The 24,859-nt window shown below is 45.7% G+C and carries 20 protein-coding genes and 1 tRNA gene; 11 read left to right on the forward strand and 10 right to left on the reverse strand.

Annotated features, from left to right (window positions below; all coding sequences use genetic code 11):
• Window positions 1-778 precede the first annotated feature (778 nt).
• Window positions 779-979 carry a hypothetical protein gene (locus H9626_RS00340; RefSeq protein ID WP_191709210.1) on the forward strand — a complete coding sequence of 67 codons (201 nt, stop codon included), beginning with the start codon at window positions 779-781 and terminating at the stop codon, window positions 977-979.
• A 287-nt stretch (window positions 980-1,266) separates the two neighbouring features.
• Here H9626_RS00340 and rfbC read toward each other — a convergent pair whose 3' ends face one another.
• On the reverse strand, window positions 1,267-1,818 hold the full coding sequence (rfbC, locus tag H9626_RS00345) for a dTDP-4-dehydrorhamnose 3,5-epimerase (RefSeq protein ID WP_178256336.1): 552 nt from the start codon (window positions 1,816-1,818) through the stop codon (window positions 1,267-1,269).
• 5 nt (window positions 1,819-1,823) lie between these two features.
• Entirely contained in the window at window positions 1,824-2,735 is a 912-nt protein-coding gene (gene rfbA / locus H9626_RS00350; protein WP_191709212.1) for a glucose-1-phosphate thymidylyltransferase RfbA, read from the reverse strand.
• A gap of 162 nt (window positions 2,736-2,897) precedes the next feature.
• On the opposite strand from rfbA, the gene H9626_RS00355 reads away from it, so the two are divergent.
• From H9626_RS00355 to H9626_RS00365, 3 genes are read left to right on the forward strand one after another with little or no spacing between them, the layout of a single operon-like run.
• A complete protein-coding gene (locus H9626_RS00355; protein ID WP_191709213.1) occupies window positions 2,898-3,524 on the forward strand; it encodes an outer membrane beta-barrel protein in 627 nt (208 codons plus the stop codon).
• A 39-nt stretch (window positions 3,525-3,563) separates the two neighbouring features.
• Entirely contained in the window at window positions 3,564-3,911 is a 348-nt protein-coding gene (locus H9626_RS00360) for a hypothetical protein (RefSeq protein WP_191709214.1), read from the forward strand.
• 12 nt (window positions 3,912-3,923) lie between these two features.
• Window positions 3,924-5,051: a glutathionylspermidine synthase family protein gene (locus H9626_RS00365; RefSeq protein WP_191709215.1), complete on the forward strand. Its 1,128-nt coding sequence runs from the start codon at window positions 3,924-3,926 to the stop codon at window positions 5,049-5,051.
• Between the two features lie 88 nt (window positions 5,052-5,139).
• On the opposite strand, the gene rpsA is transcribed toward H9626_RS00365, so the two are convergent.
• The 8 genes from rpsA to H9626_RS00405 all read right to left on the reverse strand — a co-directional run bounded on the left by rpsA (window position 5,140) and on the right by H9626_RS00405 (window position 15,954).
• Window positions 5,140-6,921 carry a 30S ribosomal protein S1 gene (gene rpsA / locus H9626_RS00370; RefSeq protein ID WP_178256331.1) on the reverse strand — a complete coding sequence of 594 codons (1,782 nt, stop codon included), beginning with the start codon at window positions 6,919-6,921 and terminating at the stop codon, window positions 5,140-5,142.
• A gap of 106 nt (window positions 6,922-7,027) precedes the next feature.
• On the reverse strand, window positions 7,028-7,954 hold the full coding sequence (gene bla, locus H9626_RS00375) for a class A beta-lactamase (protein WP_438616930.1): 927 nt from the start codon (window positions 7,952-7,954) through the stop codon (window positions 7,028-7,030).
• A gap of 202 nt (window positions 7,955-8,156) precedes the next feature.
• The gene (locus H9626_RS00380; RefSeq protein ID WP_191709217.1) at window positions 8,157-8,558 is read right to left on the reverse strand and encodes a DUF4405 domain-containing protein; all 402 of its coding nucleotides are present in this window, start codon (window positions 8,556-8,558) and stop codon (window positions 8,157-8,159) included.
• A 73-nt stretch (window positions 8,559-8,631) separates the two neighbouring features.
• Complete coding sequence (locus H9626_RS00385) at window positions 8,632-9,483, reverse strand: AraC family transcriptional regulator (protein WP_225230827.1); 852 nt, start codon at window positions 9,481-9,483, stop codon at window positions 8,632-8,634.
• 264 nt (window positions 9,484-9,747) lie between these two features.
• Window positions 9,748-11,136 carry an efflux transporter outer membrane subunit gene (locus H9626_RS00390; protein ID WP_178256327.1) on the reverse strand — a complete coding sequence of 463 codons (1,389 nt, stop codon included), beginning with the start codon at window positions 11,134-11,136 and terminating at the stop codon, window positions 9,748-9,750.
• A gap of 15 nt (window positions 11,137-11,151) precedes the next feature.
• Window positions 11,152-14,262, reverse strand: coding sequence for an efflux RND transporter permease subunit (locus H9626_RS00395; RefSeq protein WP_178256326.1), 3,111 nt, complete (start codon window positions 14,260-14,262; stop codon window positions 11,152-11,154).
• 27 nt (window positions 14,263-14,289) lie between these two features.
• Window positions 14,290-15,489, reverse strand: coding sequence for an efflux RND transporter periplasmic adaptor subunit (locus H9626_RS00400; RefSeq protein ID WP_178256325.1), 1,200 nt, complete (start codon window positions 15,487-15,489; stop codon window positions 14,290-14,292).
• 156 nt (window positions 15,490-15,645) lie between these two features.
• Complete coding sequence (locus tag H9626_RS00405) at window positions 15,646-15,954, reverse strand: nitrous oxide-stimulated promoter family protein (protein ID WP_178256324.1); 309 nt, start codon at window positions 15,952-15,954, stop codon at window positions 15,646-15,648.
• A gap of 160 nt (window positions 15,955-16,114) precedes the next feature.
• On the opposite strand from H9626_RS00405, the gene H9626_RS00410 reads away from it, so the two are divergent.
• The 7 genes from H9626_RS00410 to H9626_RS00440 all read left to right on the forward strand — a co-directional run bounded on the left by H9626_RS00410 (window position 16,115) and on the right by H9626_RS00440 (window position 24,859).
• Window positions 16,115-17,500, forward strand: a complete 1,386-nt coding sequence (locus H9626_RS00410; RefSeq protein WP_178256323.1) for a threonine/serine exporter family protein — start codon at window positions 16,115-16,117, stop codon at window positions 17,498-17,500.
• 393 nt (window positions 17,501-17,893) lie between these two features.
• The gene (gene ruvX, locus H9626_RS00415; RefSeq protein ID WP_191709219.1) at window positions 17,894-18,316 is read left to right on the forward strand and encodes a Holliday junction resolvase RuvX; all 423 of its coding nucleotides are present in this window, start codon (window positions 17,894-17,896) and stop codon (window positions 18,314-18,316) included.
• Between the two features lie 24 nt (window positions 18,317-18,340).
• Window positions 18,341-18,895 (forward strand): peptide deformylase, encoded by a 555-nt coding sequence (gene def / locus H9626_RS00420; RefSeq protein ID WP_178256321.1) that lies wholly within the window; start codon window positions 18,341-18,343, stop codon window positions 18,893-18,895.
• Window positions 18,892-20,895: a tetratricopeptide repeat protein gene (locus H9626_RS00425; protein ID WP_191709221.1), complete on the forward strand. Its 2,004-nt coding sequence runs from the start codon at window positions 18,892-18,894 to the stop codon at window positions 20,893-20,895. The genes def and H9626_RS00425 overlap by 4 nt, the downstream gene beginning before the upstream one ends.
• A gap of 21 nt (window positions 20,896-20,916) precedes the next feature.
• Window positions 20,917-23,238, forward strand: a complete 2,322-nt coding sequence (locus H9626_RS00430; RefSeq protein ID WP_191709223.1) for an ATP-dependent helicase — start codon at window positions 20,917-20,919, stop codon at window positions 23,236-23,238.
• Between the two features lie 246 nt (window positions 23,239-23,484).
• The gene (nspC, locus tag H9626_RS00435; RefSeq protein WP_191709224.1) at window positions 23,485-24,648 is read left to right on the forward strand and encodes a carboxynorspermidine decarboxylase; all 1,164 of its coding nucleotides are present in this window, start codon (window positions 23,485-23,487) and stop codon (window positions 24,646-24,648) included.
• Window positions 24,649-24,787: 139 nt separating this feature from the next.
• A tRNA-Gly gene (locus H9626_RS00440) sits at window positions 24,788-24,859 on the forward strand.

A 24,859-nucleotide genomic window follows, 5' to 3' on the forward strand; every position in this document is an offset into this window, starting at 1 on the left:
CTACCGCATGGGATGAGTTACGCTAACGGTAGTGTTTTAAGAGAATATAAATTCTTATTTCCCAATCTTTTACTAAAGGAATAGGCAAGAAAACATATCGCCATCTAAGAGCCTGTTTAAATTTTCCGATTAAGTATTTTATCCGCCCCCTTTTTGAGTTTGTTTCCGGTCTGTTTTTCTGTTTTCACTCGTCAGATAGCCCGCTATCCTCCTCGTAAAAAAGGAAAAACATCCTCGAAAACAATTCTCAAACTGAGCATAGTAAAATTTAAACGAAGCTCTAAAGTTTAGATGTTATTTCGGTTCGATGATAATGTAATAACATTCTTTGTGAAAGTCCTTACAACTGACCTATATAGAACTTAGGGTCGATCGTACAAAATGAAAGCTGATTTTTTAATGACCGATTGGATTAAATAAGCTCAAATAAAAATCAAAAAAGTAAGTAAAAATTTGTTTATGTAAAAGAGTTTCTTTACTTTTGAAGTAAAGAATATTTTTCTATTGGCGGAAATTCCTTTTATACTATAAAACTAATTTCTCTGTATTATTAACTTCTAAATCTGTAGTATTATGAAAAAAGTTCGATTTCTTGCCCCGGTAATTTGTTTTAATGATGACTTTTAGTTGCAACAATTCTGTACTACGAGTCAAAGCGCAACTACTTCGCAAGAGATAACTACCGCACCGGCTCTTTATCTTGACGGCTGTCTGATAGAACCTATTTCAGAGCCTAAGACAGAAGCCGAAGCTATTTTCGGACAGCAATATTGATACCATGAAAGTGAAAACAAAGATAAGATTGAAGCGTATTGTGGTTATCCTTTTAATTCTTTTGTATTGTTTTTGGGTTGAATACAGCGATTATGGAAAGGCACATCATGAGGTGTTGGCTAATATTCGGTTTATACTGATGATATTATATCCTATCTATCTTTATTTCGATGAAAGGAAATATAAAGATGATAAGTCTAAGTGATGAGTTGTTTAGCGAAGTGAATCAGTTTTTTATTTGTGCCATGAAAGTAAAAACCAAGTTAAGGTTAAGACAAATAGTACTCTCCCTTTTGTTCATTGTTTATGTTTATTGGGTTGAGTATAGTGACTTTGGGAAAGCACATTATGATGTGTTGGGCAACACTCGGTTTCCATTAATGGTGTTGATTAGTATCTATTTTTATTTCGATGAGAAAAGATATAAAAAGAATAAAGGTTAAGATGGTCGGTTGACGGAATGTTTATGCGTTTCGTCAACCGACTGTATTGTCAATCAAACAGCCATTCAGCGTCTTTCAGCAGCGGATGGTGCTTGTCTTTCTCTGAAAGAATAACCTTGTCGGCGGGAATACGCCAATCGATGCCCAATGCCGGGTCGTTCCACGCGATGGCACCTTCGCTTTGAGGCGCGTAAAAGTTATCGCATTTGTATTGGAAAATGACCTCGTCGCTTAATACGCTGAAACCGTGGGCAAAACCATGCGGGATGAATAGTTGGCGATGATTGTCCTCGGTCAATTCTACCGCCACGTGCTGCCCGAACGTGGGCGAACTCTTGCGGATGTCTACCGCCACATCCAATACCGCTCCCTTTACCACACGTACCAGTTTGCTTTGCGCGTATGGAGGCTTCTGGAAATGCAGTCCGCGCAACACGCCGTAACTCGACTTGCTTTCATTATCCTGCACAAAACGTACCGTGCCTACTTTTTGGTCGAAATCGCGCTGCGAAAACGACTCAAAGAAATATCCCCGCCCGTCGTTAAACAAGCGAGGTTCGATGATAACTACCCCCTCGATGGGAGTTTTGATTACTTCCATATAGCTTATAATTCTGTTGAGTATTCTTTTTGGTTACGATTCAGTTCGTCTATCACTTTCAGCAGATACTGTCCGTATTGGTTTTTCAGCATCGGCTGCGCCAATTCACGCATCTTCTCCTCGGTAATCCAACCTTGCCGCAAGGCGATTCCTTCCAAACACGCTACTTTCAGCCCCTGACGCTTCTCGATTACTTCAATGTAAGTCGAAGCCTCGGCAAGCGAATCGTGCGTACCCGTGTCGAGCCACGCGAATCCTCGTCCCAATGTCTGCACCTTCAGTTCGCCATCGGCAAGAAAAAGCTGGTTGACAGTGGTTATCTCCAACTCGCCGCGAGCAGACGGTTTGATATGTTTCGCTATATCTACCACCTTGTTCGGATAGAAATAAAGTCCCGTAACGGCGTAATTCGATTTCGGATGCGCAGGCTTCTCTTCGATGGAAAGACAATTCCCGTTGCGGTCGAACTCTGCCACTCCGTAACGTTCCGGGTCGCTCACCCAATAACCGAACACCGTAGCCTTGCCTTCCTCCTCTGCTGTGCGGACCGCCTCTTTCAGCATGACGGTGAAACCGTTTCCGTGAAAGATGTTGTCGCCCAAAACAAGGCAGGCTGCATCATTGCCGATAAATTCTTCGCCGATAATGAAAGCCTGAGCCAATCCGTCGGGCGACGGCTGCTCGGCATATTCAAAGCGGACTCCGAAATCGCTTCCGTCTCCTAACAGGCGGCGGAATCCCGGCAAGTCGTGCGGCGTAGAGATTATCAGGATGTCCCGTATCCCGGCAAGCATCAACACCGAAATCGGGTAATATATCATCGGTTTGTCAAAAATAGGGAGCAACTGCTTTGATACTCCTTTGGTGATGGGGTAGAGGCGTGTGCCCGACCCTCCGGCTAAAACAATGCCTTTCATAAGTGTCGTGAGTTAATGATTTATTGTCGCAAAGTAATAAGTTTTTTCGGAAATTACAATGTTTTATCGGCTAAACTCGTGAAAGTAAGCCTGTGTTTCAGCTAAAAGTTTGTATATTTGGGCAGGTGCTACTTTGATTATGTAAAGAAAACATAAAAGGATATGAAAAAAGTTGTGATGGCTCTTTTTATGATGTTGAGTTTCGCTTCACTTCAGGCACAAGAAAAGTGGAGCCTCAATTTATCCGGCGGTTACGAGAACTTTCCGGAGAATCCTTATAATAAAGACGGTTACCGCTTGGGCGGAGAAGTGCGTTGTTATTTAAAAAGTCAGCTATATGCACTGTTTGATTTCTATGTTGGTTCTAATCAAGGAAGCAAAACGCTGTCTTATCTGGATTTGAATTCAGAAATGCAGCGGGGTAAACTTGATTGGAAGCGGCGTGAATATGGTATCGACTGGGGCTTTGGTTGGGAATTTATGCAGCTTTACCAGCATTCGCTTTATGTACAAGGCTCGTTGGGCGTACTGATATGTAACGAGCATCGTCCGAAGCAAGACTGGAACGGAAACTTGCTTAGCGAGGTGGAAAAAGGCAGAGAGGTACATACTTCCATTGGTTTGTCGTTAGGCTATGACTACCATCTGACCGATCATTGGTTAGTGGGTGTGAATTATACCGGTTATTTGCATTGGGGTGGGTTAGATAAAGTGGTATCGCTCTGGATACTGGATAACTCTACTTACTTTCAGCATACGATAAATGCCCGCATTGGCTGGGTGTTTTAATCAATTTATATCATCCGAAGAAGAACAAAGAAAGATTATATGAACAAGAAAAGTTTTTTGGCAGCGGCAGTCTGTTTGATGACGCTTGCCGGTTGTACACAGAAGACGGAACTTCCGGAAAACCCTCAAGATAAGGAGGAATATCGTGATAGTCAGGGAAACAGTTGGATTTACAATGCAATGCTGATGCGCTGGGCACTGATGCCTTCGCCTATGAACGGATTAACCACTACGCATTATTATTATCCGCAGTCCGGTTCGTGGACCGATGCCAACGGTCAGCGTGTCAGTGCTCCTTCGAAAGTGAATGTCAGCAGAAATACATCGTCAAAATCGAGCGGCAATGTATTCGGTACTACGCGCCGTTCAAATTCTATTCATGCTTAATGTATCTGCAATATGGAGCGTATATCAATTTCGCCTCGCCGTGATTACCAGACGAAGATAGAGGCATTGGGATTTGATTTTCACGGAAGTTATTGGCGCGAAGAAGCCTATTACCGTTTATCGCCTGAAGAAACCGAACGCTTGGAGACGGCTACCGTAGAAGCATACAGGATGTATTGCGATACTGCACAATACATCATCGAAGAGAAGCCGGAGTTTATGGAGCGTATTTTAAATCTTCCTCCGGAAATCATCGAGCGCATCCGTCAGTCGTGGAATGATGACGAACTGAGTCTTTACGGGCGTTTCGATTTCATGTTTGACGAAGAGGGGATACCAAAGATATTGGAATTCAATGCCGATACTCCTACATCGCTGTTAGAGGCTTCCGTCATCCAGTGGCAATGGAAAGAAGATGTATTCCCGGAACTCGACCAATATAACGGCATCCATGAAGGGTTGGTACAATCGTGGAAAGACATCTTCCCGCAAGGCAGTGACATACATTTTGCCGGAGCATTGGAAGAATCGGAAGATACGGGTACGTTACAATACCTTGCCAGTACGGCAATGGAAGCCGGTTTCTCCACGCGCGTGCTGGATATCAACGCACTTAACCTTCAAGACGGGAAGTTTACCGACCCTTCGGGGGAATTGGTGAAGCGTTGCTTTAAACTCTATCCGTGGGAATGGATGGCAGATGAAAGTCCCGACGGTTGTCTGGCAGACGTGGTATGGCTGGAGCCGATTTGGAAGTTGGTCATGTCGAATAAAGCAATTCTCTGTACACTATTCGAATTGTTTCCGGATTCTTCCTATGTGCTTCCCTGCTTCTTGTCACGTCCTAAAACGGGAACATTCTGCAAGAAACCGGTGTTCTCCCGCGAGGGGCATAACGTAAGTATTGTAGATATTCGCGATTGGGAGGAACATTTCCTGCTTCCCGAAACCGAGGGCGATTATAATACGGGGGCTTATGTTTATCAGCAATATGTGAAGCCAACCACTTACGCCGGGCGTTACCCTGTTATAGGTTCATGGGTGATAGGTGGCGAACCGGGTGGAATCGGCATCCGTGAGAATCGTACGGAGATAACAGACAATCTGTCTGAGTTCGTTCCGCATGTAATAGCCGGATAATGATAAGAAGATTCAGCAAATAATAAAAACGAAAAAGGCTGCCCTTTCAGTGAGCAGCCTTTTCTGTGTTATTATGTGAAGTGAAGATTTATTTCTTTCCTTCCAATTGTTCTTTCAATGCAGCCAGAGCATCGATGTCTCCCAGCGTAGTTGAAGCAGCTTGGTTTTGAATCATCGGAGTATCTTCTTTCTTAGAAGCCTTCTTAGCTTTCTTTTCTGCCTTTTCTTCTGCCTTAGCAGCATCTTCGAAGATACGGCTGTGAGAAAGGATGATACGTTTAGCATCTTTGTTGAATTCAATAACCTTGAACGGTAATTTTTCGTCCAACTGAGCTTGTGTTCCGTCTTCTTTAACCAAGTGTTTCGGAGTAGCGAAACCTTCAACGCCGTAAGGCAATGCTACAACAGCACCTTTATCCAACATTTCGATGATAGTTCCTTCGTGGATAGAACCTACTGTAAATACAGTTTCGAATACATCCCACGGATTTTCTTCCAACTGTTTGTGACCGAGGCTCAAACGACGGTTTTCTTTGTCGATTTCCAGAACTACTACTTCAATGTCAGCACCGATTTGAGTGAATTCAGACGGGTGTTTGATTTTCTTAGTCCATGACAGGTCAGAGATGTGAATCAAACCGTCAACACCTTCTTCGATTTCTACGAATACGCCGAAGTTAGTGAAGTTACGCACTTTAGCGGTGTGTTTAGAGCCAACAGGATATTTCTCTTCGATAGTTTCCCATGGATCCGGTTTCAGTTGTTTGATACCCAAAGACATCTTACGTTCTTCGCGGTCAAGAGTCAGGATAACAGCTTCGATTTCGTCGCCTACCTTCATGAAGTCTTGAGCTGAACGCAAGTGTTGTGACCATGACATTTCTGATACGTGAATCAAACCTTCAACGCCCGGAGCGATTTCGATGAATGCACCGTAATCAGCCATTACAACTACTTTACCCTTCACGTGGTCGCCAACCTTCAAGTTCGGGTCAAGGCTATCCCACGGATGCGGAGTAAGTTGTTTCAGACCCAAAGCGATACGTTTCTTTTCGTCATCGAAGTCAAGGATAACAACGTTCAACTTCTGATCCAACTGAACTACTTCATGCGGATCGCTTACGCGGCCCCATGACAAGTCGGTGATATGAATCAAACCGTCTACGCCGCCCAAGTCGATGAATACGCCGTAAGATGTGATATTCTTGACAGTACCTTCCAGTACCTGACCTTTTTCGAGTTTGCTGATGATTTCTTTCTTCTGTTGTTCCAGTTCTGCTTCGATAAGTGCTTTGTGAGAAACAACAACGTTCTTAAATTCTTGGTTGATTTTAACAACCTTGAATTCCATAGTTTTACCTACGAATACATCATAGTCGCGGATAGGTTTCACATCAATTTGAGAACCCGGCAAGAATGCTTCGATACCGAATACGTCAACAATCATACCGCCCTTCGTACGGCATTTGATGTAACCCTTGATAATTTCTTCGTTTTCAAGCGCAGCGTTTACGCGGTCCCAAGAACGAGTAGCGCGTGCTTTCTTGTGAGACAAAATCAGTTGGCCTTTTTTGTCTTCTTGGTTTTCGATGTACACTTCTACTGTGTCGCCAACTTTCAAATCCGGATTGTAACGGAATTCGCTCAACGGAATGATACCGTCTGATTTGTAGCCAATGTTAACTACAACTTCGCGTTTGTTCATTGCGATTACAGTGCCGTCTACTACCTCACGGTCGCTTACTTTGTTCAGCGTGTTGTCATAAGCCTTTTCTTGTGCTTCTTTGCTTTCGGCAGTTGTTGAATCGCCTTTTTCATAAGCATCCCAGTTGAAATCTTCAATGGGCTTTACGTCTTTTAAGTTTTCCATTAAATTGATTAATTGTTTGTAAATAACTAATTGTGTTAGACTTTATATTGATCTAATTCGGGCGCAAAGATACGATAAAAAGTTGATAACTAAAAAAAATGCCCGATTATTTTGTCTCATTCTGTAAAGTTATTTGTTGTATGTATCGGTAGACGGTTTCTGAAATATCGGCTATGATTTGCGCCGTGGCTTCGGGTGTTTCTTCCGAGTCTTTTACGAATACGGCGATGGTGTATCGCTGTCCGTTGGGGAGGACGACGAATCCGGCATCGTTGATTCCGATGATTTGCCCGCGGGGGTTGCGGTCGCCTGTTCCCGTTTTGTGTCCGATGATTGCCCCGGTGTTTTCCAGCGGGCGGAAGAGGCGGTCTTTTCCGGTTTGGCAGGTGACGAGGGTCTGTCTGACAAACGCACGATAACCGTCTGCGGGGAGGCGGTTGAGGAAAATTTCAAACAGACGTGCTGCCGCGAGGGGAGTGGTCCAGTTCTCGTAACAGTGGCTTAAATCTTGGTGCATCTCGTCTTCGGTCATGCGGATGGAAAAGTCGGTCACACCGAGGCTGCGGATATAGCGGTCGGTTTCTTGGGGACTGACAAGACGGTGGAAAAGGATGTCGCAAGCATTGTTGTCGCTCAGTTGCAGCGTGTAAGTCAGCAGTTCCGCCACCGATAGGCTTACTGTTTCATTGCCTGCATACTTGTCGCGCAGCGGACTGTACGTGTCGGGTTTCAATTCTTCGTTGCCGATGGTTATCAGGCTGTCGAGCGAGCGGTTGTTTCGCCGTAAGTAATCCGTGACGGCAAGTGCCTGATGAAATTTGAATACGCTCATCATCGGATAACGGCACTCGTTGTTCACGGTTATCGTGTCCGTTCCGTTACGTATCACGGCTACGCCCACTTCCGCCTTCCGTTGGTTGGCGATGCGTTGTATTTGTTCCTCCAGACTCACTTGTTGAGCGGTTGCGGCGATGGGCTGTAAAAAGATACCTCCCCAGAGGAGTATAGCGATGCGGAAAATTTTTCTCATGATTCGGGTTCTGTTTGGGATTACTGTCAGGCAAAGTTACAGATTTTTATTCTTCGTTCTATCAGAAACTGTTTTGAATTTATCGCCCAAAGCACACACGAAAAGGGAATGCATCAAGGCGAGAAAAACTTTTTGGAGAAATTCAAAACAGTTTCTCAGTTTAGTCGGGAAAAAGCCTGCGTTATGTACCATCCGTTCCGGCGAATCATCTCCGGCGGGCGGCGTGAACCAGTGAAAGTACCGTCAGCAGAATGCCCAGTCGGTAGTGCCACAGACCGATACCGGAGTTCGCCCCGCTTACATACGCCAGCAGCATGATACCCGTAACCGTTACTGTCAGGAAAGTTGCCGACAAGAAAAGGGTTGTCTTGCTTTTTCTGCCGATGCCTTTTCGGGCAAGGGATTTATACCAATACCGGTGTCGCTTTACGTGAAAACTTACAGACGCGAGCCAGAGCAGGCTGGCTGCTACGTGTGCCGCGTTCCAAATGTGCCATGCCTCGTGGTTGGTTCCGTGCCCGGCAATATGCAGGCCGATGCCCGTAACTGCCGACATTACAAATGCCAACGGCAACAGCCGCTTCATGTAAAATGATGTCTTTCCCATTCTTCTTTTTTTGACGGCAAAGTTAGAGTAGGCGAACAGAAGAGGGAATAGACAGAATAAGGTTATACTTGTACTATTTGAGGTTTCTTTGTCGGAACGTGCTCGGACTTATTCCCGTTGCCTGCGTAAACAGGCGTGAGAAATAAGCATAGTCATCGATGCCGAGGCGGTTGGATATTTCCTTTACGGCGAGGTCGGTGTGGACAAGCATCCGCTTGGCTTGCAGCACCACCTCATTCTTTATATATAAGGTAACGTTCATCCCCGTAACTTTCTTTACCGCTTCATTCAGATATACGGGCGAGATGTTCAGCAGCGAGGCGTAATAAGACGGGTAGCGGTTTTCGGCAAGGTGTTCGGACAACAAGCGGCGGAACGACAGCACGATTTCAACTTGCCTGCGGTTCTGTTTTGCCTGCTGCAACCCGATTTCGCGCACCACCTCTGCTACGATGCCCGTAAATGCTTCGGTCAGCCGTCGTACCGTGGTCTTCATCAGCTCATCGGCTATGCAGTCTATTCTGTCGGCAAGGATAGATGCTATCTGTTTCAGCTCGTCCATCCGCCGTTTGTCAATCCTGACCGACGAGGCAAACAGTGAAAAATTATCGAAAATGTTCTTTTCCATACTCCCGATAAAGCTGCTGTCGGCAAACAGCAGCCAGCCTTCCACCTCTTCCGAACTGACAAAACGATGCACCTGACCGGGCTGTATCAGGTATATGTCTCCTTCGGAAAACCGACATTCTTTGAAATCGATGATGCCGCATCCCGTTCCCTTTTCCACCAAACCGATGATATAGTAATCGTCTTGATGGCTGTACGACACGGGCACGGCTTCACCCCGTGAGGGAGTCACCCTGCGGAGGCGTATCCCGAAGTCGGAAAACATAAGGCTTTTATGTTGTGGAAGTTGTTGCGGCATATCGTTTGCGTTCGGTTTCGGATACAAAGGTATTTTTTACTTCGGAAACAGCGAACAGGAAGCAAAGAAAAAAGCGGAAAAATTCATGCGGTAGCGATGCTGCTCCCTTGCGGTAGAAAGTGTTGTCACATGCGGTAATGTAAGGTAACGCAAGCGGTAGAATTTTACGGCGGATACAAAAAAGCTACCGCCTCTGCCGAATGTTCTCTTGCTCAGGTTGTTAGCAGAAAATCGGCAGCGACGGTAGCTGCAACTGAAAAACGGTTATTCCTTCCAGCCTCCTCCGAGTGCTTTATAGAGGTTTACCATTGTAATTTGTTTGTCGCGGATGGCATTGCTCAGACTGATTTGTGCATCTAAATATCCACGTTGCGCATCCAGCAAATCCATGTAACCGATAACCCCGTTCATGTATTGCAGTTGGGCAAGCTCAAGCGTACTTTTCGACGATTGCTCCAATCGCAGGCGGGTTTCGTAGATTTCTTTTATCTTATTAAATTCGGCTATTGCGTTATAAGCATCCTTGAACGCATTCAGCACCACTTTCTCGTAGGCATACAGCGCCTGTTCGTAAGCGGCTTTGGCTGCTTTCAGGCGGGCGCGGTTTTTCCCCATTGCAAAAATAGGCTGGGTCAGCGTACCGGTAATCAGGTGATGAGGCGATTTAAGCAGTTCGCTCAGCAGTTCGCTTTCCGCCCCGTAAGTAGCCGTCAGCGCAATGTTGGGGAACAGGCTGGTGTAAGCCACGCCTACCGAAGCATTGGCAGCTATCAGCGCCTGTTCTGCCTGTCGCACGTCCGGACGGCGTTCGAGCAACGCCGAAGGCAATCCAACCGGAAGGCTGACCGGAAACATTACGTCTTCGGGTAAAACCGAACGGTTGATGTGGTGCGGATATTCGCCGGTAAGAAAAGCGATTTCGTTTTCTTTCAGTGTGATTTGCCGTTCCAAATCGGGGACGAGGGTGGCAGTACGCGCCAACTCCACTTGTGCCTGACGGAATGCCGTTTCGGAAGTCAGACCTCCTTCGTAGCGGATGCGAGCCAGATGAAGGCTCTCGCTGCGGGCATCCACCGTCTTTTTTACAATCGAGAGTTCGTTATCGAGTGCTACCAATTCAAAATAAGATTGCGCCACTTGTGCGATAAGGCTCATCTTCAAGGCACGCTGGTTTTCTACCGAACCCACAAATTCCGCCACGCTGCGGTCTCTTGCCCAGCGGAGTTTCCCCCACAAGTCGAGTTCCCATGCCACAGTACCTTTCAGGTCAAACTGGTCGTCCATGCTTACATGGTCGCCTCCGTAGTTCTCTCTTTCACGTTCTCCGTACACCCGTAAGCCTACCTGCGGAAACATGTTGGCATAATCGATGCGCTTTTGTGCAGCCAGTTGTTTTACCCGCGCCGCAGCAATCAACATATCCTTATTATATGTCAGCGTTTTGCGAATCAAGGCTTGCAGGGTAGTATCGGTATAAAGCTGTTCCCATGCATAATCGCCGATGGAGGTAGTGTCGACGCTCAGGCTGTCGAGTGTCTCGGGTAATTCGAGTTGGGGGCGCGTATAATGTTTTCCTAACTTACAGCTTCCCAAGAGAAGCGAAGCTGCAAACAGGAAAAATAAAAAGCGATATCTTAATAAAGTTTGTATCATGACACACATATAATATTAGTTAGCATGTTTTGCTTTCAGTTTGTTTTTAGCTTTATAAATCATCACGAAGAAGAACGGAACAAGGAAGATTCCTATCGTAACCGCCGCTATCATTCCGAAGAACAAACCTGTACCGATGGCCTGACGGCTGGCTGCTCCCGGACCTGTGGCGATGACCATCGGAACCATACCGAGGATAAAGGCAAGCGAGGTCATCAAAATAGGACGGAAACGCAGGTGGGCAGCGTGAAGCGTGGCTTCAATCAAATCTCGTCCGGCATCTACTTCATCTTTGGCAAACTCTACGATTAAGATGGCATTCTTTGCCGCCAATCCCATCAGCGTAACCAGACCAATCTGGAAATAAGTATCGTTTTCCAATCCGCAGAGTGCAACTCCGGCGTATGCTCCTAACGCGGCAACGGGCAGTGAGAGCAATACGGCGATGGGGATGCTCCAGCTTTCATAGAGAGCGGCAAGGAAAAGGAATACGAAAAGGAATACCAGCGACATAATCATGCCCGTTTGTCCGCCTGCCTGTTTTTCTTGGTAAGACAGACCACTCCATTCTACTCCGATGTTATCGGGCAGATGCTCGCGCGCCACCTGTTCGATGGTCTCCATAGCCTGTCCCGAACTGTATCCGCTTGCAGCGGTTCCGCGTATCACTGCCGTATTAAACATATTGAAACGCTTGATGCTTCCCGGACCTGTGGTATATTCGGTTGTTCCGAGTGCGGTAAGCGGAATCATCGAACCGTTGCTTCCACGTACGAAAAACAGATTGATGTTATCTCTGTGTTCGCGGTAAGGAGCTTCGGCCTGAATGTATACACGGTAAATACGGTTAAACATGTTGAAGTCGTTTACGTATACCGAACCGGTGTAAGCCTTCATCGTAGCAAATACGTCCGACATCGGTACACCTGATAATTTAACTTGGTCGCGGTCTACATCAAAGTAAAGTTGCGGAATGGCAGCCTGTAACGAAGATGACAACCCGCTTAACTCTTCCCGCTGCGAAGCATAATACATCAGCGTGTCGGTAGCTTCCACCAAGTCATCGTAGTTGGCATCTCCACGCGCTTCAAGCTGCATCTCAAATCCTCCCGAAGTACCCAATCCCGGAATAACGGGTGGGGTAGAGAGGTATACCTTACATTCCGGATATTGTGAAAATTCCCGTTGAACGTCTGCCATAATCTCCTCAATGGTCGTATCATCGCGTTCGGTCCACTCTTTCAATATAACGGTAAGCTGGCTTCGTGCCTGACTTGTTCCCACGCGCGGACTTGTACCTGTAACATTCTGTACATATTCCACTGCCGGGTTTTTCATTAAATAATCTATGGCACGATTGGTCACGATGCGGGTTCTTTCCAGCGTGGTTCCCTCCGGCAGCTCTAATTCCACAGTGAAATATCCTTGGTCTTCCGTGGGGAGGAAGCTGGTCGGGATGAGGCGGTATAACAAGAAGATAAATACGATAACCATTCCAAATCCGGCAGTTACTCGTTTGGGATTCTTTATAATGCGTTTGATACCCGCTACGTATTTATTGTTTCCCAAATCCAGCCAGCGGTTTATTGTTCGGAACACCCGGTTCTTGGGTTTATTAGGGTCGTTGGGTTTTAATATCAGCGAACACATTACCGGGCTCAGCGTCAGAGCTACCACGGTAGAGAGCAATACGGAAATGGCAATCGTAACACTGAACTGGCGATATAATTGTCCTGTAATTCCCGAAAGGAAACTTACCGGAACGAATACGGCAGCAAGCACCAAAGAAGTGGCAATCAAAGCCCCCGTCAGTCCGTCCATCGCCTTTTTGGTAGCCTCGTAAGGGCTGAGGTGTTCTTCTTCCATGATACGCTCAACGTTTTCCACCACCACAATGGCATCGTCTACCACCAGTCCGATGGCAAGAACCAATCCCAACAGAGTTAATATGTTGAGTGAAAATCCGAAAATAAGCATAAATCCGAATGTACCGATCAAAGAGATTGGCACGGCAATGGTCGGGATAAGTGTGGCACGCCAGTTCTGTAATGAAAGAAATACCACGATGATAACCAATATCAATGCCTCGAACAAAGTTTTATATACTTCATGAATGGATTCGGAAATGTAATTCGTCATATCGAAAGGAATCTCATATTTTAATCCTTCCGGGAACGTTTTACTCATTTCCTCCATTGCTTTCTTAACATTTTCTGCCACTTCCATGGCATTGGCTCCCGGTAACATATAGATACCCAATACAGCAGCATTTCCATCGTTGATACCACTTTCTGTATTATATGATTGAGCTTCCAATGATACACGTGCTACATCGCGCATACGAATAAGCGACCCGTCGGCATTAGCGCGAAGTACGATTTCTTCGAATTGCGATGCACTCGATAAACGTCCCTGCGCAGTGATGGGTATCGTAATGTCTAATCCCGTGACAGGCTGTTGTCCCAATACACCAGCAGCCGACTCCCGGTTTTGGTCTTTCAACGCATTCTGTACATCCTGTACCGTCAGTCCGAAATTGGCAAGGCGGGCAGGGTCTACCCATATCTGCATGGCATAGTAACGGCTACCGATATTTGATACACGCCCCACTCCCGGAATACGGCGGAGAAGGTCGAGTACGTTGATTGTAGCAAAGTTACTCAGATAAATTTCATCAAATTTAGGGTCGTTTGATGTTAAGCAGATTGTCATTAACTGGCTGGCTGCTTGTTTCTCGATTTCGATACCGTTTTGGATAACCTCGGCCGGCAATCGAGACTCTGCCAACTTGATACGGTTCTGGATTTCTACCGCAGCCAAATCAGGGTCGGCAGAGATATCGAACGTTACGGTTGCCGAGAATCCTCCGGAGTTCGAACTGTTTGACTCCATATACAACATGCCCGGCGTACCGTTCAACTCTTGTTCGATAGGAGTAGCCACAGCCTGCGACACTGTTAAAGCGCTTGCGCCCGGATACGACGCACTGATTCTTACCACAGGGGGAGTTATCTGCGGATATTGGTCGATGGGAAGCATTGTTAAGCCAATGATACCCACGATAACGATAAGTATAGAGATAACAGCCGAAAAGACCGGTCTGTCAATAAAGAAATTTACTTTCATGAGATATTTTGATTTGCCGTTGCTTTATTATAGGCTGTCTTTGCCATCTTTGTTTTCATCTTCGGTAAGAGCTTCTGCTACCTTTACTTTAGCTCCCGGAGTTAATTTATGGTATCCCTCACTAACAATCAGTTCACCGGGGATAAGTCCGCGTTCTACCACTACATCGTTACCAAATTCAGGACCCAATTCGATGAAACGTCTTTCTACGGTGGAATCTTTACGCATCACAAAGATATGTGCGCCTCCTTTTTCAATAATGAGTGCCTTTTGCGGAACTACCGTGGCATGTTCGCGCACATCTAATAATAAGCGTACTTTGGTAAATTGTCCCGGAAGCAAAACATGGTCGGGGTTGCTCATTTCCGCACGTACTGAAAATGTTCCGGTTTTCGGGTCTACTTGCGGAGAGGCAAAATCCACCAATCCTTTATAAGGATAAACGCTGTTGTCCGGCAAAGTAATGGTTACGGTAGGCTGCCATGAGCGGGTTGAGTCTTTCTGTCCCAACGTAACGTTACGCTCCTTGCTTTTCAAGTAATCGAGTGCAGTCATGCTGAAGTCCACCTGTACGGTGTCACTCTTTACGATGGTGGCAAGCAATGACTTTCCGCTCGTTCCTACCAGTGTACCGAGGTCAACGTAGCGCTCACTGATTTGTCCGGATATCGGAGAACGTACTACCGTATACCCTAATTCTTGTTCAGCTTGGTCTAAATCGGCTTGGCTCATGCCTACACTTGCGATGGCCGTTTCGTAAGCGGCTTCTGCGTTGTCTAAATCCAGACGGCTGGCAGCATTTTGTTCGTAAAGCGGACGGATACGAGCCAAGTCGCGTTCTGCTTTGCGCGCCGACGCCTCGTCTTTCTTCAGTTGCGCACGGGCTTTATCCACTTTTGCCCGATATTGGTCTTGGTCAATAACGAAAAGCACTTGGTTACGTTTTACCTGTGTTCCTTCTTCAAAGAGCATTTGTTCGAGAAAACCTTCCACACGCGCCCGTACTTCGACGAATTGCTGTGCGCTGATGCGTCCTACGTAATCGCCATAGATTTCCACATCCTGCTGTTGTGCCGGGGTAACACAAACGACAGGTAGTTCTGGCGTAGGAGTAGGTTTGCGTGTCAAAAACAAATACAATACGATAATTACAATCACGCCAATTCCGGCATAAATGGTTTGTTTTCTTTTTACCTTTAATTCCTTCTTTGTTAAAAAACGTCTCATACTTTTTCGTTTAATGGTTTAGATGCCATTGGCTTTTCATAACAATATACGTGCCAAAGGTACGGATTTTTATTTTAATAGTGATAATCAGCAAAGTAATACTTTAAGCCAAAACGTGTTTATTGAGGATTTTTTTATACAGTGTGGAAAAATTCCTCACTTTATCTCGTTCCAAATATGTTTTATGGCGATGACGGGATGTAAAAATAACATACGTACCCCTGCGTAACGCATTACGTTTTGCATCTTCTTTTTCATTTCCGGCTTGTAACAGTGAACCGGGCAAAGGCGACATGTTTTTTTCTCTGCTCCAAACGGGCATTTGGATAAGCGGATATGTGAATATTCCAACAGTTCTTTGCAAGAAGGGCATAGTTCGGCATTCCCCTCTTTGTATCGGCAGTAAAGCCGAATCATGGTTTCAACCGTTCGTTTTTCTTCTTCTATCTTTTTCGATTTATTCATTGGTGTTTGATTATCAGCAGGATGGCAGTTAAAACTTAACTTTAGCCCTCTTCGGTTTATTGTCTTTTTTTATTTCTGTCGTCAACTTTAGCAGGCAAAGTTAAAAATTAATGGGGATATTTTTTTACCTTTGCGCCCCGAAAACATTTTTGAATAAAATATGGCGTTAAACGAACATTTAGAATCGACGGTAAAGGCCTACGACCAGCAGTTGCATCGCAGGGTAGACCTTTTGTTGCGTACAGGAAAACTTTTAGTGGAGAGTTTGGCAGATACCAACCGTATCGTGAGAAACATGAAGCGTACGGCTGCTTATTTAGGTATCCCCGAAGAAAAACTTCATATAAACGTCAGTTTCACCATGCTGATGGTTAACGTAAGTGACGGGGATTATTCGTTTACCAAGTTCCAGCGCATCGATGGGCATGGAGTTAACATGACTGCCATTTCGGAAGTGAGCAAACTTTCGTGGAGAGCGATTGAAGAAGATTACTCACTCGACCGTTATGAAGAAGAGTTAGAGAAGATACGTACCAAGAAACGTAATTATACTCCGTGGCAGGTGGCTATCGGTGCCGGATTTGCCTGCGGAGGATTCTGTATTCAGTTCGGTTGCGACTGGATGGCGTTCCTGTATGCTTCCATTGCTGCCATCATTGGTATGCGTGTCCGCGCCAAATGTAACGAATCGGGATTAAACCATTATATGGGGATTGCAATAGCTGCATTTATATCTACGTTAATTGCGTGGGCATCTACTTTGCTTCCTGCCGAATGGACTGATACTCCGTGGCATCCGCTATTGGCATGTGCATTGTTTATTGTGCCCGGCGTGCCTTTGATAAACTTTGTCGACGATATGCTCGATAATTATATTCAGGTAGGTATTGTCCGTGCCGTCAATACGTTGCTGATGGTTTCGGCGATGGCGTTCGGTATTGCTTTTGCTGTGAAACTTTGTCATATTGAAGACTTTTTCCCTACCATAAGCATGGTTCCGCATCATGAGTATTGGGAATATGCTTTGGCGGCGGCAATCTCGGCTATGGGATTCTCGATGATTTTTAACATCCAGCGCCGTCTGTTATGGGTAGTAGCCATTGGCGGTATCCTTGCGGTATGTACCCGTAACTTTGTCAACCTCGGTCCGAGTACCGATAACATCGGTCTGGATATGGGACTGGTTATCGGTTCGTTCTCAGGTTCGGTATTAGTCAGCCTGATAGCAGTGAAGGCAGTTCATTGGTTTCATGTCCCCAATCACGTACTAACCATCCCTTCGGTTATTCCGATGATTCCGGGAGTATTGATGTATCGGATGCTGTTCGGGCTGATAAACATGAATGTTACTGACATCGATAAAGTAACCACGCTGATGAAAGCCATTGAGTGTGGGGTTAATTCAGGACTGGTTATCATGTGTATTTCTGTGGGTGTAGCTATCCCTAATATTTTTGGACGTAAATATATAGCATCTTCCAAGAATAAACATTTGGCAGAAGTGCTGAAAGAACGCAGAGCACGAGGTAAATTCGTGGAATGGTAATTTGAAGTCGTTTTGTTTTCGGGTTTTTAAACCCAGCCATTAAATACGTAAAAGTTCATGCGGATAGGCCGTGAGGTTTGTCCGCATGTTTTTTTATCCCCACCGGTGATGCAAGCCTGTTTGAATGTTACTGTCCGGTGGAAATCATTCATCGGGATGACCCTGAAAACGCTAACGGTAATGTTGCCGTGTCTTTGCGGTAGCGTTGCCCGGTTCTACCCATAGAATCCACGGGTTCTATGGGTAGAATTTTTCCAAGCCCCGGATAGGGCGGAATAGCGTTGGAACAGGCTTTACATAGCTCTCTTGTCGACTTAAAAAATTATAGAAATTTATTAATCTGCCTTTCAGATATATTCAATATTCAATTTAATTTGTATTTTTGTCGCCACTATGAGCAGAATATTAGCGATAGATTATGGAAAAAAGCGAACCGGCATAGCGGTGACAGACCCTATGCAGATTATAGCGAGTGGTCTTACTACCGTGGCGACCACTGAACTGATGGACTTTCTGTTAAAGTACACGTCGCAAGAAAAAGTAGAGCGTATTGTGGTAGGTCATCCCAAACAACTGAATAACGAGGATTCGGAAAACATGAAACGCATCGTTCCTTTTGTAAACCAGTTGAAGAAAAAACTGCCGGACATACCGGTAGAGTGGGTTGACGAACGGTTTACCTCCGTGTTGGCACATCAGGCAATGATAGACGGTGGACTGAAAAAAACAGCACGTCAAAACAAGGCGTTGGTTGACGAGTTAAGCGCAACCATCATCTTGCAGTCTTATTTGGAATCGAAAAGATATAAATTATAAATTAAAAAAACAGAACGTAAAAAAATGATTTTACCTATTTATGTATACGGCCAGCCGGTGTTAAGACAAGAGGCTGAAGATATAACTCCGGATTATCCGAATTTGAAAGAACTGATTCAAAACATGTTTGAAACGATGGACCGCGCCGACGGGGTGGGACTTGCTGCACCGCAGGTGGGATTGCCTATCCGGGTAGTGGTAATTAATTTAGACGTATTGTCTGACGACATGCCCGAATTTAAAGATTTCAGACACGCCTATATCAATCCTCACATTATCGAAACAGGCGAAGAAATGGTTTCGATGGAAGAAGGGTGTTTAAGTCTGCCCGGCATCCACGAAAGTGTGAAGCGTCCCGACCGGATTCATGTAACTTATCTTGATGAAGATTTGAAACCTCACGATGAATGGGTGGAAGGTTATCTGGCACGTGTGATGCAGCATGAATTCGACCATTTGGACGGAACCATGTTTATCGACCACTTATCTTCGTTACGCAAGCAAATGATTCGCGGCAAACTCAATAACATGCTGAAGGGGAAAACACGTTGTTCTTATAAGGTGAAAACGGTAAAATGATTAAACGTTTTTTATACATAGTGCTGGCAGGTCTGCTTTTGCCATTGTCTTTATTTTCTCAGATTAATGCGGAGAGAGTAATGACAATCGGCAAAAACGCACTGTATTTTGAAGACTATGTACTTTCTATCCAATATTTCAATCAGGTAATCAATGCCAAACCCTATCTTGCCGAACCGTTTTTTTTTCGCGGGCTTGCAAAGTTGAATCTCGATGATTTCAGGGGGGCGGAGTTAGATTGCTCGGAGGCTTTGCAGCGTAATCCTTTCGTTGTCAATGCCTATCAGGTGCGTGGCATTGCCCGTATCCAACAGAAAAATTATAAGGATGCCATTGAGGATTATCTCAAAGCGTTGAAGTTAGATCCGGAAAATATCAGCTTGTGGCATAATTTGGCTTTATGCCGTATGAACGAGAAAGATTACGTTACAGCGCGTGCCGATTTAGACACGCTTATTCGTATTTCTCCTCGCTATACGGATGCGTATTTGATGCGTACGGAGGTGTCTTTGAAACAAAAAGATACGCTTCAGGCTATGACCGATGCCGACAAAGCGATTGAAATGGACCGCTATAATCCGGATACATGGACATCGCGCGGTATGCTTTTTTTGCAGCGGTCGAAGTACAGCGATGCCGAATCGGATTTGACGGAAGCAATCCGGCTTTCGGTGCGTAATGCCGGTGTGTATATCAATCGGGCATTGGCGCGTTATCATCAGAACAATTTGCGCGGGGCGATGTCGGATTATGATATTGCTCTGGATATCGACCGCAATAATTTCATCGGCCACTATAACCGCGGATTGTTGCGGGCACAGGTGGGCGATGACAATCGTGCCATTGAAGATTTCGACTTTGTGCTGAATATGGAGCCGGATAACATGATGGCTACCTTTAACCGCGGGTTGTTGAGAGACCGGACGGGAGATTACCGGGGTGCCATCGAAGATTATACAAGAGTGATTGAAGAATATCCTAACTTTCTTGCCGGTTATCAGTACCGTGCGCAGGCACGCCGGAAAACGGGTGACTTGAAAGGGGCGGACGAAGATGAATTTAAGGTGTTGAAAGCACAGATAGATGCCCAAAACGGAACGAAGAATCAAGCTACGGCTTCGGCGGATAAAACTCGTAAGAAATCGGATAAAAACATGAACAACTACCGGAAAATGGTGGTGGCAGACGAGGATGCCAACGAACGTAAATATAAGACGGATTATCGGGGACGTGTGCAAGACCGTAGCGTAAATATCTTGCCGCAGCCGATGTTTGCACTGACATATTACGAGCGTCAGGACGAAGTGCGCCGGCAGGTTAATTACTCGAAAGCGATTGACGACCTGAATAATCGCCATGTGTTGCCACACCGGTTGCTGATTACGAACAATGAGACATCACTGACCGAGGAACAGGTGAAACAGCATTTTGCTTCGGTCGATGCCCAGACGTCGGTAATTGTGAATCATCCCGACAGTGCATTGAGTTATTATGCGCGTGCATTGGATTTCTATCTGGTGCAGGATTTCGATAATGCCATTGCCGATTTGGATGAAGCAATCAAGCAAGACTCAACGTTCTTCCCGGCTTACTTCTCGCGTTCGCTGATTTATTATAAACAGTTGGAATACCGTAAGCGAGACAAGACGTTCGATATTGAAACGGTTAACGACGATAAGAATGCGCAAATCCGTTCTTACGATTACAATCGCATACGTGAAGATTTGGATGAAGTGATTCGTTTGAATCCTGATTTCGTATATGCTTATTACAATCGGGGAAATGTTCATGCGTTGCTGAAAGACTACCGTGCAGCACTGGCCGATTATGATAAGGCAATAGAACTCGATTCGCGTTTTGCCGATGCGTACTATAACCGTGGACTGATGAATATTTTCTTGGGAAACAACCGTCAAGGCATTCAGGATTTGAGTAAAGCTGGCGAGTTGGGTATCTTCTCGGCGTATAACGTAATCAAACGTTTTACAGCGGCAGAATAACTTCTGCGGAAATAATGTGTTATGATGAATTATTTGGATGAATTAAACCAAAGTCAACGCGATGCCGTGCTTTATAATGAAGGCCCTTTGCTGGTGATAGCAGGAGCCGGCTCCGGCAAAACCCGCGTATTGACCTATAAGATAGCTTATTTGCTCGATAACGGTTACGAGCCGTGGTCTATCCTTGCACTGACTTTTACCAACAAGGCAGCACGCGAAATGAAAGAACGTATTGCCCGTCAGGTGGGTATGGAGCGGGCGCGTTATTTGTGGATGGGTACTTTCCATTCGGTCTTTTCGCGTATCTTGCGGGCAGAGGCTGCTGCCGTGGGCTTTACTCCCAATTTTACTATTTACGATGCTGCCGACTCGAAAAGTCTGGTGAAGTCTATCATTAAAGAGATGAAACTTGATGATAAGACTTACCGTCCGGGGATGGTATTAGGACGCATAAGCAACGCTAAAAATCATTTGGTGTTGCCCGATGCCTATGCCGCCAGTGCCGAATTTTATCGGAGCGACCAAGATGCGAAGATTCCGCTGATGCGTGAGATATACGCCCGTTACTGGGAACGCTGTCGTCAGAGCGATGCAATGGACTTCGATGATTTGTTGGTTTATACCTTTTTATTGTTTAGGCAGCATCCCGACATTTGCCAGCGCTATGCCGAACGCTTTCGTTATATATTGGTAGACGAATATCAGGATACGAACTTTGCCCAGCATAGTATTGTGCTTCAGCTTACGGGTACTCATAGCCACGTATGCGTGGTGGGAGACGACGCTCAGAGCATCTATTCGTTTCGGGGTGCGAACATCGACAATATCTTGAAGTTTACCCAACTGTATAAAGATGCACGCCTGTTTAAGCTGGAACAGAATTACCGCTCCACGCAAACCATCGTAAAAGCAGCCAACAGCCTGATAGCCAAAAATAAGGAACAGATTCGAAAGGAGGTGTTCTCGGAAAAGGATAAAGGCGAACCTATTCCCGTGTACTCGGCGTATAGCGACATGGAAGAAGGTGAAATCGTAGCCAACAAAATCGGCAGGCTGCACGCACGCGACGGATATGCGTATAGCGACTGTGCCGTTTTGTATCGTACGAATGCTCAAAGCCGTATCTTTGAAGAATCGCTCCGCAAACATAATTTGCCTTATCGCATTTACGGCGGATTATCGTTTTATCAGCGCAAGGAGATAAAAGATGTAATAGCTTATTTTCGTCTGGCAGTGAATCCGAACGATGAGGAAGCCTTTAAGCGAGTGATTAACTATCCCACACGCGGAATAGGTGATACAACGCTGAATAAGTTGATTGAGGCTGCCACCCGGGAGAAAGTAAGCCTGTGGGCGGTTTTAAACGAGCCGTTATCTTATAATGTATCTATAAATAAAGGTATGCACACCAAGCTGCAAGGATTCCGCGATCTGATAGCGGATTTTGTGGAAGGTGTGGAAACAAAAGACGCCTACGAACTGGGCAGCGGGATAATCCGGCAGTCGGGCATTTTGGGTGATATTTACCAAGACCGTTCTCCGGAAAATTTAAGCCGGCAGGAAAACATCGAAGAACTGGTTAACGGCATTCATGATTTCTGTTCGATGAGGCGGGAAGAAGGAAACGACCGAATCCGTCTGACCGACTATCTTTCTGAAATATCCCTTCTGACGGACCAAGACAGCAATGCAGATGAAGACCAGCCGAAGGTAACTCTGATGACTATCCATTCGGCAAAAGGACTGGAGTTTAAAAATGTCTTTGTGGTAGGCATGGAGGAAGGGCTCTTTCCGATGAAGTCTTCCGATTCTTATAGGGCGTTGGAAGAAGAACGTCGGCTGTTCTATGTAGCGATAACCCGCGCTGAGGACCATTGCTTTTTATCGTATGCTAAGAGTAGAAGACAATATGGGGAGACAGAATTTTGTTGTCCCAGCCGTTTCCTGAAAGACATTGATGCGCGTTACCTGAGCTTGCCGCAGGATACGTCTTTAACGCGGCAGGTGGACGAATACTCTTCCCGCTTCCGCAGCAACTTCTCGCGTAGAGATGAAAGTCCGGTATCTGCCACTGATATGTTCGCGGATGAACCGCGTAGGTTTGTGAAGCCTCAACCTCAACGCACATTGCGTAAAGTTCCGGTTTCATCTTCCGCCTCGGTCGGTGCAGGAGGAACGGCTCCCGTATCGCCCGGTCAGCAGATAGAGCATGAGCGGTTTGGCAAAGGAGAAATCTTGCGGGTAGAAGGTACGGGAGATAATTGCAAAGCCACCGTCCGTTTTCAGAACGCAGGCGAAAAACAACTGTTGTTGAAGTACGCACGCTTTAAGGTGATAGGCTGAAAGCGGCGATAAAAATGCTTGGTGTGTAAACATTTCCGCCCGATGAAAATGTAAAAAAAATCTCCGGCATCATGCCCCGAAAACGCTAACGGTAGCATTGCCCATCCCAAGCGGTAGCGTTGCCCGGTTCTACCCATAGAACACATCGACGCTACGGCTTGCGTTTTTTAAAGTTCCGAGAAAAGTCGGATGACTTTTTAATAAGTTAAAAATGAACTGATTATATATAATATAAAAAGTATGTCTATGTTGAATCCCGACAACGTTCCTTCTCCGTGCTACGTCATGGAAGAAGATTTGCTGAGAAAGAATCTGAGTTTGATAAAACACGTGGCAGATACGGCAGGCGTAGAAATTATTTTGGCCTTTAAAGCCTTTGCGATGTGGAAGTCATTTCCTATATTCCGCGAATACATCGACTATACTACCGCCAGCTCGGAGTATGAAGCCCGACTTGCTTACGAAGAATTTGGCAGCAAGGCGCACACCTATTCGCCGGCATATACAGAAGCAAATTTTCCGGCTTTTATGCGTTATAGCAGTCATATCACTTTTAATTCACTGTCGCAATTCAATCGTTTCTACCCGCAAGTGAAAGAAAGCGGAGCGCCGATTTCGTGCGGCTTGCGTGTAAACCCTGAATATTCGGAAGTAGAAGTAGAGCTCTATAACCCTTGTGCGCCGGGAACACGTTTTGGAGTGACTGCCGATTTGTTGCCCGATGTGTTGCCCGAAGGCATTGAAGGATTCCACTGTCACTGCCATTGCGAATCAAGTTCTTACGAGTTGGAACGTACGCTGGTACACATCGAAGAACACTTCTCACGCTGGTTCCCGCAGTTGAAGTGGTTGAATCTGGGTGGCGGACATTTGATGACTCGCAGCGATTATGATACCGACCATCTTATCCGGTTGCTTCAGGGATTAAAAGCACGTTATCCCCATTTGCATATTATTTTAGAGCCCGGTTCGGCTTTCACGTGGCAAACAGGTACATTGGTTTCTACGGTAGTCGACATAGTGGAAAGTCGGGGGATACGGACCGCAATACTCGATGTCAGCTTTACTTGTCACATGCCCGATTGTCTTGAAATGCCGTACCAGCCTCGCGTCAGAGGAGCAGAATCTCTTCCGTCCGATGCCGTGAGATCCGCAAAAAAAGAAGAACATATTTACCGGTTAGGCGGAAACAGTTGTTTAAGCGGAGACTATATGGGCAGTTGGCGCTTCGATCATGAATTACAAGTAGGAGAGCGGGTGGTTTTCGAAGACATGATTCACTATACAATGGTGAAAACCAATATGTTTAATGGCATACATCATCCTTCGATAGCATTGTTGCACAGTAGCGGAGAAGTTGAAATCTACCGTACATTTAAGTACGAAGACTACCGCGACAGGATGTGTTGAAAAGTTTTCGGAAACATAATTTGTTACTTTTTGCGTTCTTATTCGTTAAAAAAGTATCATAAGTATTTGGTATTTTCAGAAAAAGCACTACCTTTGCACTCGCAATCGGGAAAGAGTTCCGGTTGTTAGTAGAAAGATTGCGGAAATAGCTCAGTTGGTAGAGCATAACCTTGCCAAGGTTAGGGTCGCGAGTTCGAGTCTCGTTTTCCGC

This window comes from Phocaeicola faecium, assembly GCF_014837055.1.
Classification (GTDB): domain Bacteria; phylum Bacteroidota; class Bacteroidia; order Bacteroidales; family Bacteroidaceae; genus Phocaeicola; species Phocaeicola gallinarum.